Below are 13,749 nucleotides of genomic sequence, written 5' to 3' on the forward strand. Positions count from 1 at the left end.
CGTGGCCCGTCCGCGCGGCGGCGCCTTCGATATCGGCGCTTACGAGTTCTAAGCCCTCGCGGACTTGGCGCCGCCCACGACGCCAAAGGAACGAAGCCCTGCACGCTGTCCGGCCTGCGGGGCTTTTTTTGTTCTTAACAACCCTTCTACGCAGCGATGCGTCGCCGAGCGCGCGAACGCATGTGCAGCAATTGCCTGTTCGGATACACAACCTTCCTGCCGACCATTGCCGCAGATTCTATAATTTTTCTCTATCGAAATTTTATTCTCATAATCCAGCATAATTTTATTACGTTGTCTTCCCCAGAAGAAATTGTATTAATTCATTTGATAAAATAAAGAAATTTATTTTTAAAAACATTGAACTTAGGAAGTTTCCTCCGCTCAAAGCTTACTCTTTCACGTTGTTAAGGTAGGGTAAGTTTCAGATGAAAAAATTCGTTCCTTTTGTTGCAAGTGTTCGTTTCTCCCATCTCCTGTGCGCCAGCGCCGCAGTCCTGCTGGCCGGCAGTGCCGCCGCTGCCGAAACCGGCACAAGCGTCGAGCCGGCCTATGATTCCCCAGCGCCGACGGCCACCCTGGCCGCCGCCGAGTCCAGTACCGGCACAGCCAAGTCGGACCGCACCTTGGTGACCCCGACGGCTACCGCCACCGGCCACCTGTACGTCTCGCCGACCGGTTCAGACTCGAATCCCGGCACCCAGGCGCGCCCCTTGAAGACCATCGCCCGCGCCGATGCGCTGGCCCGTGCCGGCTACGTGATCCACGTCGCGCGAGGCACCTATAAGGTGGCGGCACCGTCCACCGGCAGCGCCGGTATCCGTACCGTCAAGAGCGGCACGGCAACCGCCCGTATCAAGTTTGTCTCCGACGTCAAGTGGGGCGCGAAGATCGTCTTCTCGGGCACCGGCATGGCCTGGAACTCGAAGGGCGCCTACGTCGACATCGAAGGCTTCGACATCAGCGGCAGCGGCCGCATTGGCATCCTGGCCGAAGGCGGCAAGGAACGCATCACCAAGAACTTCGTCCACGACCTGACCGTCAGCGGCGGCTGCAACGGCGGCGGCGGCGCCGCGATCGACGCCTGGGGTCCGGGCGGCGGCGCCGTCATCGATTCGAACGTCGTGCGCAACATCGGCTACAAATGGGTCGCCGGCCAGACCTGCAACACCGTGCAGGGCATCTACGTCACGAACCAGAACAATACGATCTCGAACAACATCATCTCGGGTGTGGCCTCGGTCGGCATCAACAGCTGGCACGGCGCGACCGCCTCGACGATCGTCAACAACACCATCTTCGGTTCGAAGATGGGCATCGTGATCGGCCATGGCGACAGCGGCGCAACCTCGGCCGGCACCAGCAACAACTATGTGGCGAATAACATTGTCTACCGCAACGCCTACGGCATCACGGAAATGGGCAAGGTCGGTACCAACAACCGTTATCCGAACAACCTGGTGTTCGACACCGGCCGCGCCTGGCTCGTGAAAGGCAGCGTCACCGGCACCGTCTCGGCCAACCCGCAATTCGTCAACTACCAGGTCAACGGCACCGGCGACTATCGCCTGAAGAGCACTTCGCCGGCGATCAACAAAGGCACGGCAACGCGTGCTCCGAAGGTCGACATCGCCGGCGTGGCCCGTCCGCGCGGCGGCGCCTACGACATCGGCGCTTACGAGTACTAAGCAGCTTCGATCCCGGCGCCCGCCGGCGCCGGATGAACGAGCCCCCGCAGCCCGGACACGCGTCCAGCCTGCAGGGGCTTTTTTCATGGCGAAGACGCGCCAGGCGCAGTTGGCACAGGTGTTCGGCGCTCCTTGCCGAGTGTGCTCAATCGCCGGGCACGCAAGCCGATCAGCTCACGTATCCGATCTGCGCGGTGGACGGACCGTAATGCGTCGCGCTTGCGCCAAGACGCACTGCCATGTCGTTGAACAGCACACCCTGCGGCGATATGCCGGCATGGTGCAGGCGTTTCACCGACTCGTTGATCTGCCCTTCGGTGGTCACCCCGGCGCGCGCGACGATGAAGACTGCGCCTGCGTGCGCGCCGATGATGAGCGCATCCGCCACGGACAGGACCGGAGGCGGGTCGATCAGGACCAAATCGTAGCGGCTGCTGACCGACTCGAGCAGCGCCCCGAAGTTCAGGTGCAACAGGAAGTCCGAACGGTTCGGCGGCAACTCGCCTGTGGGAATGAAGTCGAGATTCTCCATGACGTCGTGGTGGATGATGTCCTCGACCGGCATCGAACCGAGGATGGAACGCGACAGCCCCCGCTCGCGTCCGATCCCGAAATAGCGGTGCAGATGTCCGTTGCGCAGATCCGCGTCGATCAGCAGGACGCGTTTGCCGCTCGATGCCATGACGGCGGCGAAGTTGGCCGCGATGAAGGATTTGCCGATGCTGCGCGTCGGTCCGGCGAACATGACGATGTTGTTCTTGAAGTGCGGCATCGAAAACTGTAGCGCGGCGCGGAAGCTGCGCAAGCTTTCGACCGCCGCGTCCTCGGGCATGATCTGGGCCAGCAAGGGCAAGGGGGCCGTCTCGCCGCGCGCCTTGCGCAGCAGCTTGTCCTGGTTGGTGCTGTGCGGGATCGAGGCGTACACGACCCGGGCATTGAGCAGGCGTTCGATCTTTTGCGGGTCGTCGATGCCGCCTCTGAGCGCCTTGCGTGCGAGCGCGAGCAGCGTGCCGATGAGCAGCCCGGTGATCACGGCCAGCGCCACGATCAATGGGCGGTTGGGCTTGAGCGGTTTTTCCGGCGCGATCGGCGCGTCGACCAGCCGCACGTTGCTGACGCGGCCCACCGAAATCAGGCGCAGTTGCTGCGCCGTGTTCGAGAGCGCCGTATACAGGTCGGTGTTGACTTTGATGTCCCGCGTCAGGCGGGCCTCGTCCTGCTCGAGCACGGGAAGGGTCTTGATGCGGGCCGAGATTTCCTCGATCTCGGCATCGACTTCCTTGCGCTGGCGGTTGATCGCGGCAACGATCGGGTGGTCTTCGGTGAAGCGCGCCAGCAGTTCGGTCTTTTTCTGCAGCAGTTCGATGCGGCGGGCCCGCGCGGCGGTGGCCTGGGCCAGGCTGACGCGCGCCTCTTCGCGCAGGTCGACCGTGCCGTGCAGGTTGCGGAACTGGTTGTAGCGGTCCTCGGACTGCTCGAGCTGGCGCTTCAGGATCGGCAGTTGCTTGTTCAGGAAAGCCAGCGACTTCTCGGCTTCCTCGGTCTTGCGGGCGAGGTTCTGGCGCATGTATTCGCGGCCGATCTCGCTGAGCAAGGCGTGGATGCGCTTGGCATTCTCGCCCTGCAGCTTGACCTGGATGACGCCCGACTGCTTGCCCTGCTCGGTGATGACCATCGCTGTCTGGATCGCCTGGATGGTGCCCAGGCGCGACTTGCGCTTCAGGCGGAAGCGCGCGCCGGGGTTGGCGACCATGCGCTCGACCTTGATCTCGACCGTGCCGTCGGGCGTCGGCACGCGGTAGCGCTGGCCGGCCGTTCCCTCGAAGGCCAGGCGCTGGCCGCCGCCGGAGAAATGGTAGCGGTTGGCGCCGCGGGCGGTCAGCGTGAACTCGCGGTTGAGCCAGGAATCCGGCACGTCGAACACCGTCACCTCGGCCTTCTCGCCGCCCCAGACGTAGCCGCCATGGCCGAACAGGCCCGGCGTCGACAGCTCGCCGTTGTTCTGGTTCGCGAACCAGAAGCCGACGACCGGGAAATACTTCGGCTGGACCTCGATGTAGAGCTGCAGGTTGTCGACTGCCTGCGACACCACCATGCGCGAGCGCAGCAGCTCCATCTCGGCAATCGCCGCCTTCTTGGTTTCGAACAGCGACGAGGCTTCGCTCAGGATGTTCTTCGAGGCGTTCGGGCTTTCCTCCTCGACGTGGATCATCAGGTTCGCCTCGTACACCGGCTTGGCCACCAGCGCATACAGCACGGCGATCAGGGTGATGAGCGCCGTGATGCCGCCGATTAGCCAGCGGCTGTCGTACAGGGTGTTGAAGTGCCCCTTCAGGTCGACGGCCGGCTCGTCCGTCGCGCTCAGCGAGGGACGCGGGTCGAAGGGCACGCTCAGGATCGGCGGGCTGTGCACGACGTGGGCCAGGGAATGGTTGTCGGCGGGCTTGGTCATGATCGTCTCGGTTCGTTACGGACGGTGGGTCGCGGAAGGCCGGTGGCGCGGGGCCGCATCACGGACGGGTGGTGACGCCGACCGCGTTCGTCAGCGCGCCGGGGAACAACAGGCTCAGGTGCCGGTTCCAGTTGGCCAGCGGCGAAGCGGCGACATAGACCACGTCCTTCGGGCGCAGCTCGAACGCCTCGGCCATGGCCAGCGAACCGGTCAGGCGGGCGTCGAGCTGGAACACGCGAGTGCGCTCGGGCGTCTTGCGCACCACGTAGATCTGGCGCGCGTCGCCGCTCAGCGGGCTGATGCCGCCTGTCTCGCCCAGCGCCTCGTTCAGCGTCAGGCGGCCGTTGTGCATCGTGAGCGCACGCGGCGTGACGACTTCGCCCGAGACGAACACCTTGCTTTCGTCGCGCGAGTGGACACGCACCACGTCGCCCGGCGCCAGCATCACGTTCCCGGGGTTGATGCCTTTCTGGACCAGCTCGCGCAGGTTGATGCTGTAGCGGATGTCGCCGCGCTCGAGCGCGATGCGGCTCTGGTCGGCCGAGGGCAACAGGCCGCCAGCACGGTTCAGCGCTTCGACCAGGGTCATCGGGATGTCGTTGATCGCCTGCAGGCCGGGCGCCTTCACCTCGCCGTCGATGTAGACCCGCTTGCTGCGATAGGCCTGCACGCGCAGGGTGATGTTCGGGTTGGCGATGTACTTGGCCAGCTTTTGCGTCAGCAGCGCGCGCGCCTGCTCCTCGGTCAGGCCCTCGACCGGCAGCAGGCCGGCGAACGGGAACTGGATGCGCCCCTGGTGGTCGACCGCGAACCCCGGCTGGGCGATATTGGCGGTGGCGCCGGCCGCGGCGACCGCGGCGTCGCTCGATGCCGCGGCGGCGGTCATGCCGCCGGCCGCCAGTTCCGGGTGGTCCCAGACGACGATCGAGAGGATGTCGCCGCGACCGATCGTATAAGGCGGCGGGTGCGGCACCAGCAGCTGGGACAGGTCCTGCTCGCCGCGCACGGCGCTGGCCTCCTTCTCGGCTGCGATCAATTTCTCGGTAATCATTTCCGTAGGCGGCGGCGGCTCGGCCGCGGACGTGCCGTCGCCGGAATGGAATTGCGGCCCGCTGGCACAGCCGGCAAGCGCGAGCATACTTGCTACGACAATCAAGCGCAGGTGCAAAATTTCTTTTTGAAAATTCATGGGCTTGCCTATGAAAATGAAGCGCCTTGTCAGGCTGACCAAGTCAGCGTAAGGCGTCCATTACCGGCAGCTTTGCTGCACATCAAACGGCAGGCTCAGGTACGACTGCAAGCGGCGGACAAGCGCGCCATCCATTGCGCATGACGAAAAGACGCGCTCAGCGCACCTCTTCGAGGAGCTTTAGCGTCTCGGCGAAGGTCCAGATGCGGCGGATCTCGATCACGTCGAAACGCGCGGCGACGTTCGGCGGGAAGGCGGCGTAGCGCGCGTTCAGGTGGATGATGCGCCGCACCGCGTCGTCGGTATCGGCGCGCCCGCTGGAACGCAGGATCGTGACCTCGTCGACGCTGCCGTCGCTGCGCACGGCCACGCTGACGACCGGGTCCGTGCGCGCCGGCATGGCGGACAGGCGCAACCCGATCTGGGCGGCATTGCGTTCGATCTTCTGGCGAAAACTATCGACGTACATGCGCAGGGGCACATCACGCTCGTTCGACGCCACCGCGACACGGCGCGGGTTGGCCGCCTGCTGGGCCGGGCGCAAGGCTGCCGGCGGGTCGGCCGGAATGTCGATGCCGCGCACCAGTTCGCGCGCACGCAGGGCCAGGTCGCTGCCGAGCATGCCACGCGGGATCGCGCCGCCGCCGCCGCCCTGCCCCGGCCCGGCGGCCGGGCCGGCCGCGCCGGAACGCGCCAGTCCGCCCGCGGCGCCCTGGGGAGCGCGCCCGGCCTCGGCAGCCTGTTCGGCCTCGCGCCGCGCAAGCTGCCCCGCGCGGCGGCGCTCTTCGTCCTCGCGCTGGCGCGCCGCCTGCTCGGCCAGGCGCTGGGCCGCCGCGTCCTCTTCGCGCTGGCGCGCCGCGGCGAGGCGCCGCGCTTCTTCCTCGGCGGCGCGCCGCGCCTCGGCCAGCGCGGCCGCTTCCCGCGCACGCCGTTCGTCGTCGAGCCGCTGCCGGGCCAGGGCCAGCTCGCGCCGGCGCGCCTCCTCCTGTTCGCGCTCGATGGCGCGCTGCCGCTCGGCCAGGGCCAGCGCTGCGGTGTCCTGCTCGCGCTGGCGGGCAAGCTCGCGTTCGCGCGCCAGCGCCAGCTCTTGCCGCTGCGCCTGTTGCCGGCCCTGTTCAAGTTGCGCCTCGGCCTGGCGCCGGGCCGCGGCGATCCGCTCGCCCTCCTCCGCCTGGCGTCGCAACGCCAGGCGCGCCTCCTCGTCGGCGCGCCGCCGTTGCTCCGCCTCGCGGCGCTCGTTGGCGATGCGCTGCTGCGCGGCGAGCCGGGCCTGTTCCTCCTCGCGCTCCTCCTCGAGACGCTGCTCGCGGGCGCGCCGCTCTTCGTCGGCGCGCACCGCGGCAAGGCGCCGTTCCCGCTCGCCTTCCTCTTGTGCCAGACGCGCCGCCTCCTCGGCGGCAACACGCGCGCGCTCCTGCTCACGTTCCTGCGCCCGCGCCAGCGCTTCGGCCGCCTCCTGCGCGGCATCGGGCAGCGCCGGTGCGTCCGGCGCTTCGTCCAGCGCGGCCAGCTCCGGCTCGTCCGCAGCCGCCGGCTCCGGCCCGGGCTGCAGTTCGGGCAGCGGCAGGCTGAAAGCGGCATCGGGATTGTCGTGCTGCGCAATGACTGGCGTCTCCAGCGCTTCCTGCACCGGCGGCGGGCGCGGCGCTGGCCGGCGGCGCCGGGCCAGCTGGCGCCCCGGGGTTTTGCCTGGCGCCGGCGGCGGCGCCAGCGGCACCGGATCGCGCAACTGGAAGCCGCTCGATGGCGGGCCCGGCGGTGGCGGCGATGGCAGGTCGGGAGCGGCCTGCGGCGCCTCGTCTGCAAGCGGGGCCGGCGGCGCAGGCAAGTCGGCAGCCGGCGCCGGAGGGGCCACAGGCGCCAGGGCGACGGCCATCGGCGCGGCGCTGCCGGCCAGCATGCCGGGCACGCCGAACTGGATCGACAGGATCACGCCATGCACGAGCAGCGACAACAGCAGGCCGGCCAGCAGGCGCCGGTTGGCGACATTGGCGGCCTTGCTTGCATGCGGCGAAACGGAGGCGGCGTGGCTCATGCGCTGCTGGCGGTATGGTTGAGCCGATAGCTTAACGTTTACTTAAGCACGCTTGCGCACGCTAGCAATCGGCCCATGCGTGGACGATACTGAAGGCAATACCGACGAAGGGAGGGGCCGATGCATCCAGGTTTCATTTTCGCGACGGGGATCGAGAACAGCAACCCGACCATCGACGGCGGCCGCACGCGCATGGACGAGCTGGAGAAATGCGGCCACTATACCCACTGGTCGCTCGACTTCGACCTGGTGCAGGAGTTGGGGCTACGCGTGCTGCGCTACGGCCCGCCGCTGCACCGCACCCTGCTCGGCCCCGGGCGCTATGACTGGGAATTCGCCGACCTCGCTTTTGCCGACCTGCGGCGCCGTAACATCGCGCCGATCGTCGACCTCTGCCACTTCGGGGTGCCCGACTGGATCGGCAACTTCCAGAATCCCGACTTCCCGGAACTTTTCGCCGCCTACGCCGGCGCCTTCGCCCGGCGCTATCCCTGGGTGCAGATGTACACGCCGATCAACGAGATGTGGATCTGCGCCGTGTTCTCGACGCTCTATGGCTGGTGGAACGAACAACTGCGCACCGACGCCGCCTTCGTCACGGCGATCAAGCATCTGGTGAAGGCCAACATCCTGGCGATGCACGAGATCCTCAAGATCCGCCCCGATGCGCTCTTCGTGCAGAGCGAGTCGACCGAGTACTTCCATGCGGAGTCGCCGGACGCCATCGGACCGGCCGAGATCAAGAATGCGCTGCGTTTCCTGGCGCTCGACCTGAACTATGGACGGCGCGTCGATTCGGACATGTACGAATACCTGCTGGATAACGGGATGACGCGCGGGGAATACCACTTCTTCCTCCAGCACAACCTGAAACACCACTGCATCATGGGGAACGACTATTACCAGACCAACGAGCACTATGTGTCGGCGGACGGCGTCACGCGCGCCGCCGGCGAAATCTTCGGCTATGCGGTCATCACGCACCAGTACTACAACCGCTACCGCCTGCCAGTGATGCACACGGAAACGAACCTGTGCCAGGGGCCGACGGGCGACGAGGCCGTGTACTGGCTCAAGAAGGAGTGGGCGAACGTGCTGCGGGTGCGCAACAATGGCGTGCCGCTGATCGGCTTCACCTGGTATTCGCTCACTGATCAGGTCGACTGGGACAGTGCGCTAAGGGAAAACAACGGCAACGTGAATGCGCTCGGGCTGTTCGACCTCGACCGCAAGATCCGGCCCGTGGGCGTCGCTTATCGCGAGCTGGTGCGTGCCTGGGAAACCGTGCTGCCGACCAAGAGCATCTGCCTGCAGGTACCGGTGGTGATGCCCCACGAGTTCGACAGCGAGAACTCGACCATCCATCCGGAGTCGCCCGTGGGCGGCAGCCTGCTCGGCCAGTAACGTAACGCTTTACCGGCGCAATCAAGGCTTGCGCGGGGTAAAAGCGTAGGTCTCGCCATGCGCAAGGTAGACCACGCCTTCCTCCAGCCCGGCCGCCTTGACCTCGCGCGCGAAATCGGCGAGCGGCGACTTGAAGACGTCGTAGTCGTTGTAGTGGATGGGGATCGCCTTCTTCGGCCGGATGATCTGCAGCATCTCGACGCCGTCCTTGCCATCCATCGTCACCTTGAACACACCGAGGATGCGGGTTCCCCCAAGGTGCAGCAGCGCCAGGTCGATGCCCGGGAAGCGCTGCGGAATGGTGCGGATGTCGTCGTAGACCAGGGTGTCGCCGCTGATGTACATGCGGTAGTCGGGCGTATCGGGATTCGCGCCGAAGTCGAGCACGCTGCCCGTCACCTTCGGCAGCAGGATCGACACGCCGGCCGCGCCATGGCGTCCGGGTGTCGCGGTGATGCGCAGGCGGGCCTCGCCCTTGCTCACTTCCAGCCGGTCCCACTCGCTCAGCGCGAAGCGCTGGGTGAAGCCCATCTTCTTGAGCGCCTCGCCCGCTTCCTTGTTGGTGACGATCGGGGTGTTGCGCGGCAGTTTTTCCTGCACCAGCTGGTCGAAATGGTCGCCGTGCATGTGCGACAGGATCACCAGGTCGATCGGCGGCAACTGCTCGAACGCGATCGCCGGATCGGTCCGGCGCTGGGACGTCAAGCCATAGCCGAGGTGCACGTGGTCGCCCTTGTGCAGGAAATTCGGGTCGGTAAGGATGGTGAAGCCCTGGTAGCGGATGATGACGGTGGCCGTGCCGATGAACTGCACCGTGCCGTTCTCCACGCCGGCGGCGGCCGGGTCGCCGGCTGGCAGCTTGAGCGTGAAGGTATCGACGGTATCCGCCGGCGCCTGGGCGAAGGCGGCGGTGGCAAAGGTACAGCTCAGCGCGACGGACAGGACCGCGCTTCCCAACAGGCGACTGACAGGCATAAAGGCTCCGAGATGATCGGCCCGGCATCGGGCCCGCAACGTGGCAACGCTACCATGAAGGCCTGCCGCACGGCGTCCGTTTGCAAACATACAAGAACCAGCGACGATCCTGCCCCGCCCCAGGCTCGCCTGTCCGGCTATCCAGCGCTATACTTGACAGGTTTTGCCACTTCATCAACCCGAACGACACCGCCGACCCGGACATACATATGCCAATCACCCGACGCCTCCTTTCCCGCGCCGTGCTGCACGCAGCACTGCTGATTGCCGCGCCGCTCGCCGCCGCCGCCGCTCCAGCCGCCGCTGCCGCGCCCGCCGTCGAGGCGGTGCCGATCCTCGACCGGATCTCCGCCGCGGCCATGCGCGGCAACCTGGCCTTCCTGGCGTCGGACGCGCTGGAGGGACGCGGCACGCCGTCGCGCGGACTGGATATCGCCGCCGAATTCATCGCCTCGCAGTTCCGCGCGGCGGGCCTGGAACCGCTGGGCGACGAGCCCTACTTCCAGACCGCCGACTGGAACAAGATCAACCCGCGCCGCGACAAGAACGCGGCGCCGGCCGCCCCGGCGAAGGTGCGCAACGTGGTCGGCATCCTGCGCGGCTCCGACCCGGCGCTGAAGGACAGCTACATCCTGGTGACGGCCCACTACGACCACGTCGGCCTGAAGCCGGGCGAAGGCGACGGCATCTTCAACGGCGCCAACGACGACGGTAGCGGCACGGTCTCGGTGATCGAACTGGCCAAGGCCTTCGGCGCGCAGAAGGAACGTCCGAAGCGCAGCATCGTGTTCATGACGGTGTTCGGCGAAGAGCACGGCCTGGTCGGCTCGCGCTACTACGGCGCCAATCCGCTGGTGCCAATCGCGAAGACGGTGGCCGGCATCAACCTGGAACAGGTCGGCCGCACCGACGACAGCGAAGGCCCGCAAAAGCTGGCCTTTGCCGTGACCGGCTACGATTTCTCGGACGTCGGCGCGATCCTGAAGCAGGCCGGCGACCAGACCGGCATCAAGGTCTGGAAGCATCCGGTCAACAGCGACAAGTATTTCGCGCACAGCGACAACCAGGCGCTGGCCGACCAGGGCATTCCGGCGCATACCGTCAGCGTGGCCTACGCCTTCCCCGACTACCACGGCGACGGCGACCACTGGGACAAGATCGACTACGAGAACATGGCAGCGGTGAACCGCGCGGTGGCGTTGGCGATCTGGAACATCGCCAACAGTGCGGAGGCGCCGAAGTGGAATCGCGCCAATCCGAAGGCGGCGAAGTACCTGGGCGTGCAGGAGCAGCGCCGCTGATCGGACGTGCCCTGGTGCGGCGCAAGCCGGCCGCGCCGGGGTACGCAACGATGGCGCAATGACGGCCGGACGAATGCGAACTGCCTCGGCGGCAGCGTCATCCTGAACGGTCGGGCAATGTGGGGAATTCTGTTGGCCTGCCCAGCTGGGTTCGAACCAGCGACCCTCAGCTTAGAAGGCTGATGCTCTATCCAACTGAGCTATGGGCAGTATGTGCCGGGCGGAACGGCCGGGCGGAATGGCGGGAATGAAAACGGGCCGTCGGAAAAGACGGCCCGCTTCGTAAGCCTTGTGGTCGGAGTACAAGGATTCGAACCTTGGACCCCCTGGTCCCAAACCAGGTGCGCTACCGGGCTGCGCCACACTCCGATTGGGACCGATCATACCCCTCCGGGCGTGGCGCGTCAATGCAAGGACGGCGCCCCTGCACCCTGCCGATTGCCTTATGCAGCCAGCTTGTCGGCGAGCTTGTCGGCGATCCGGCGCGCCATGCGCTCGGCCAGTTCCGTTTCCTTGGCCTCGACCATCACGCGGATCAGGGGCTCGGTGCCCGAAGCGCGGATCAGGACGCGGCCGGCGTCGCCCAGCTCGCGCTCGACGGCTTCCTTCTCGGCCACCAGGCCGTGGTCCTGGGTCCAGTCGAAGCCTGCCGGTACTTTCTTGTTGATCAGGGTTTGCGGGTACAGCTTCAGTTCGCCGCAGCATTCCTGCAGCGACTTGTTGCTGCGCTTCAGGGCGGACAGGACCTGCAGCGCCGAGACGATGCCGTCGCCGGTAGTGTGCTTGTCGAGCGCCAGCAGGTGGCCCGAACCTTCGCCGCCCAGGATCCAGCCGCGCTCCTGCATCACTTCGAGCACATAGCGGTCGCCGACCTTGGCGCGCGCGAAGCCCACGCCCATTTCCTTGAGCGCCACTTCGAGCGCCATGTTGGTCATCAGTGTGCCGACGGCGCCAGCCACCTCGCCGGTCGCCATGCGGTCGCGCACCATCAGGTAGAGCAGCTCGTCGCCGTTGTAGACGCGGCCGGTGGCATCGACCATGATCAGGCGGTCGGCGTCGCCGTCGAGCGCAATGCCGAGGTCGGCCTTGTGCTCGACCACGGCCTGCGACAGCGCTTTCGGCGAAGTGGCGCCGAAGCCGGCGTTGATGTTGAAGCCGTCCGGCGTCGCGCCGATCGAGACGACTTCCGCGCCCAGCTCGTGGAACACGTGCGGCGCGATGTTGTAGGCGGCGCCGTGGGCGCTGTCGACGACGATCTTCAGGCCACGCAGGTCCAGTTCGTTCGGGAAGGTGCTCTTGCAAAATTCAATGTAGCGGCCCTGGGCGTCGCGCAGGCGGGTCGCGCGGCCCAGCTTGCCGGATGGAACGCAGTCCATCGGCTGGTCGATCGCTTCCTCGATGGACAGCTCGACGCTGTCCGGCAGCTTGGTGCCGTGTTCCGAGAAGAACTTGATGCCATTGTCCTGGAAGGGATTGTGCGAGGCCGAGATCACCACGCCGGCCTGCAGGCGCAGGGCGCGGGTCAGGTAGGCGATCGCCGGGGTCGGCATCGGACCGGCCAGCATCACGTCGACGCCGGCAGCCGAGAAACCGGCTTCGAGCGCGGCTTCCAGCATATAGCCGGAAATACGGGTGTCCTTGCCGATCAGGACGGTGGGACGGGTGCCGGCGGCGGAGTCCTTGGCCAGCACCTTGCCGGCGGCGTAGCCGAGACGCATCACGAAGTCGGGCGTGATCGGCGCCACGCCGACTTCGCCACGAACGCCATCGGTACCAAAATATTTGCGTGCCATGCTTCTTCTCTTTCTTGTGTGATCAATCGATGGTCGCCGCGCGCCATACCTTCAGCGCGTCGACGGTTTCTGCAACATCATGCACTCGTACAATTTTAGCGCCATGCGCCAAAGCAGCCAACGCGCCTGCCAGGCTGCCGGCCATGCGCTCCTCGACCGGCTTGCCCGTGACCGCGCCGATCATGGACTTGCGCGACAGGCCGATCAGCACCGGCAGGCCGAGCTCGTCGGCAATACGCTGGGTATTGCGCAGCAGCGCATAGTTGTGCTCGACGGTCTTGCCGAAGCCCAGGCCAGGGTCGACGCAGATGCGTTCGCGGTCGACACCGGCGTCGACCAATGCGGCCACGCGCTCGCGCAGGAAATCGATTACTTCCCGCACCACGTCCGTGTAGACGGGCTGGGCCTGCATGTCCTGGGGCGTGCCCTGCATGTGCATCACGCACAGGCCGCAGTCGCTGTTCACGACGGCCTCGATCGCGCCGGGAGCGCGGAAACCGTTGATGTCGTTGATCATGTCGGCGCCGGCGATGATCGCCTCACGCATCACCTCGGGCTTGCAGGTGTCGACCGACAGCGCGTTGCCGGCTTCCTGCAACGCGTACAGCGCCGGCATGACACGCGCCAGCTCGTCTTCGACGGACACGCTGGGGGAACCCGGCCGGGTCGATTCGCCGCCGATGTCGATCAGGTCGACGCCGCTGGCGACCATTTGTTCCGCCCGCGACACGGCGAACTCGAGCGATTGATAACGCCCGCCATCGGAGAACGAATCGGGGGTGACGTTCAGGATGCCCATGACGAGAGGACGCCGCCCCAGCTCGAAACGGAAGCGGCCACACTGCAGGAATTGACGCATAAAAAAGTAGAGGTCGTTAACGCGCAAAAGGCATCCAAGGGGATGCCTTTTGC

General features: G+C 66.3%; 10 protein-coding genes and 2 tRNA genes. 4 read left to right on the forward strand and 8 right to left on the reverse strand.

Going from position 1 to position 13,749, the window contains the following annotated elements; translation table 11 throughout:
- The first annotated feature begins 428 nt into the window (after window positions 1-428).
- Window positions 429-1,688, forward strand: a complete 1,260-nt coding sequence (locus tag RT688_RS15065) for a choice-of-anchor Q domain-containing protein (RefSeq protein WP_313705668.1) — start codon at window positions 429-431, stop codon at window positions 1,686-1,688.
- A gap of 169 nt (window positions 1,689-1,857) precedes the next feature.
- On the opposite strand, the gene RT688_RS15070 is transcribed toward RT688_RS15065, so the two are convergent.
- The gene (locus RT688_RS15070; protein ID WP_313705669.1) at window positions 1,858-4,140 is read right to left on the reverse strand and encodes a polysaccharide biosynthesis tyrosine autokinase; all 2,283 of its coding nucleotides are present in this window, start codon (window positions 4,138-4,140) and stop codon (window positions 1,858-1,860) included.
- 58 nt (window positions 4,141-4,198) lie between these two features.
- The gene (locus RT688_RS15075; protein ID WP_313705670.1) at window positions 4,199-5,191 is read right to left on the reverse strand and encodes a polysaccharide biosynthesis/export family protein; all 993 of its coding nucleotides are present in this window, start codon (window positions 5,189-5,191) and stop codon (window positions 4,199-4,201) included.
- A gap of 45 nt (window positions 5,192-5,236) precedes the next feature.
- On the opposite strand from RT688_RS15075, the gene RT688_RS15080 reads away from it, so the two are divergent.
- Complete coding sequence (locus tag RT688_RS15080; RefSeq protein WP_313705671.1) at window positions 5,237-5,473, forward strand: hypothetical protein; 237 nt, start codon at window positions 5,237-5,239, stop codon at window positions 5,471-5,473.
- A gap of 13 nt (window positions 5,474-5,486) precedes the next feature.
- Here RT688_RS15080 and RT688_RS15085 read toward each other — a convergent pair whose 3' ends face one another.
- Window positions 5,487-7,364: a TonB C-terminal domain-containing protein gene (locus RT688_RS15085; RefSeq protein WP_313705672.1), complete on the reverse strand. Its 1,878-nt coding sequence runs from the start codon at window positions 7,362-7,364 to the stop codon at window positions 5,487-5,489.
- A gap of 120 nt (window positions 7,365-7,484) precedes the next feature.
- Here RT688_RS15085 and RT688_RS15090 point away from each other — a divergent pair, with 120 nt between their 5' ends.
- Window positions 7,485-8,768, forward strand: a complete 1,284-nt coding sequence (locus tag RT688_RS15090) for a family 1 glycosylhydrolase (RefSeq protein ID WP_313705673.1) — start codon at window positions 7,485-7,487, stop codon at window positions 8,766-8,768.
- A 21-nt stretch (window positions 8,769-8,789) separates the two neighbouring features.
- On the opposite strand, the gene RT688_RS15095 is transcribed toward RT688_RS15090, so the two are convergent.
- Entirely contained in the window at window positions 8,790-9,743 is a 954-nt protein-coding gene (locus tag RT688_RS15095) for an MBL fold metallo-hydrolase (protein WP_313705674.1), read from the reverse strand.
- 209 nt (window positions 9,744-9,952) lie between these two features.
- On the opposite strand from RT688_RS15095, the gene RT688_RS15100 reads away from it, so the two are divergent.
- Window positions 9,953-11,044 carry a M28 family peptidase gene (locus tag RT688_RS15100; protein WP_313705675.1) on the forward strand — a complete coding sequence of 364 codons (1,092 nt, stop codon included), beginning with the start codon at window positions 9,953-9,955 and terminating at the stop codon, window positions 11,042-11,044.
- A gap of 133 nt (window positions 11,045-11,177) precedes the next feature.
- Here the strand turns inward: RT688_RS15100 and RT688_RS15105 are convergent.
- The 4 genes from RT688_RS15105 to folP form a co-directional block, all read right to left on the reverse strand.
- Window positions 11,178-11,254: transfer RNA gene (locus RT688_RS15105), tRNA-Arg, on the reverse strand.
- Between the two features lie 82 nt (window positions 11,255-11,336).
- A tRNA-Pro gene (locus RT688_RS15110) sits at window positions 11,337-11,413 on the reverse strand.
- Between the two features lie 74 nt (window positions 11,414-11,487).
- Complete coding sequence (glmM, locus tag RT688_RS15115; RefSeq protein WP_313705676.1) at window positions 11,488-12,837, reverse strand: phosphoglucosamine mutase; 1,350 nt, start codon at window positions 12,835-12,837, stop codon at window positions 11,488-11,490.
- 22 nt (window positions 12,838-12,859) lie between these two features.
- Window positions 12,860-13,696 (reverse strand): dihydropteroate synthase, encoded by an 837-nt coding sequence (gene folP / locus RT688_RS15120; protein WP_313705677.1) that lies wholly within the window; start codon window positions 13,694-13,696, stop codon window positions 12,860-12,862.
- Window positions 13,697-13,749 lie beyond the last annotated feature (53 nt).

The sequence above is a fragment of the Massilia sp. genome, from assembly GCF_032106685.1.
Taxonomy (GTDB): domain Bacteria; phylum Pseudomonadota; class Gammaproteobacteria; order Burkholderiales; family Burkholderiaceae_D; genus Telluria.

Coding starts and splice junctions, on each gene's coding strand:
- RT688_RS15095 (WP_313705674.1), bottom strand. CDS start 9,743: ATGCCTGTCAGTCGCCTGTTGGGAAGCGCGGTCCTGTCCGTCGCGCTG.
- RT688_RS15080 (WP_313705671.1), top strand. CDS start 5,237: ATGGAATTGCGGCCCGCTGGCACAGCCGGCAAGCGCGAGCATACTTGC.
- folP (WP_313705677.1), bottom strand. CDS start 13,696: ATGCGTCAATTCCTGCAGTGTGGCCGCTTCCGTTTCGAGCTGGGGCGG.
- RT688_RS15100 (WP_313705675.1), top strand. CDS start 9,953: ATGCCAATCACCCGACGCCTCCTTTCCCGCGCCGTGCTGCACGCAGCA.
- RT688_RS15090 (WP_313705673.1), top strand. CDS start 7,485: ATGCATCCAGGTTTCATTTTCGCGACGGGGATCGAGAACAGCAACCCG.
- RT688_RS15085 (WP_313705672.1), bottom strand. CDS start 7,364: ATGAGCCACGCCGCCTCCGTTTCGCCGCATGCAAGCAAGGCCGCCAAT.
- RT688_RS15075 (WP_313705670.1), bottom strand. CDS start 5,191: ATGATTACCGAGAAATTGATCGCAGCCGAGAAGGAGGCCAGCGCCGTG.
- RT688_RS15065 (WP_313705668.1), top strand. CDS start 429: ATGAAAAAATTCGTTCCTTTTGTTGCAAGTGTTCGTTTCTCCCATCTC.
- glmM (WP_313705676.1), bottom strand. CDS start 12,837: ATGGCACGCAAATATTTTGGTACCGATGGCGTTCGTGGCGAAGTCGGC.
- RT688_RS15070 (WP_313705669.1), bottom strand. CDS start 4,140: ATGACCAAGCCCGCCGACAACCATTCCCTGGCCCACGTCGTGCACAGC.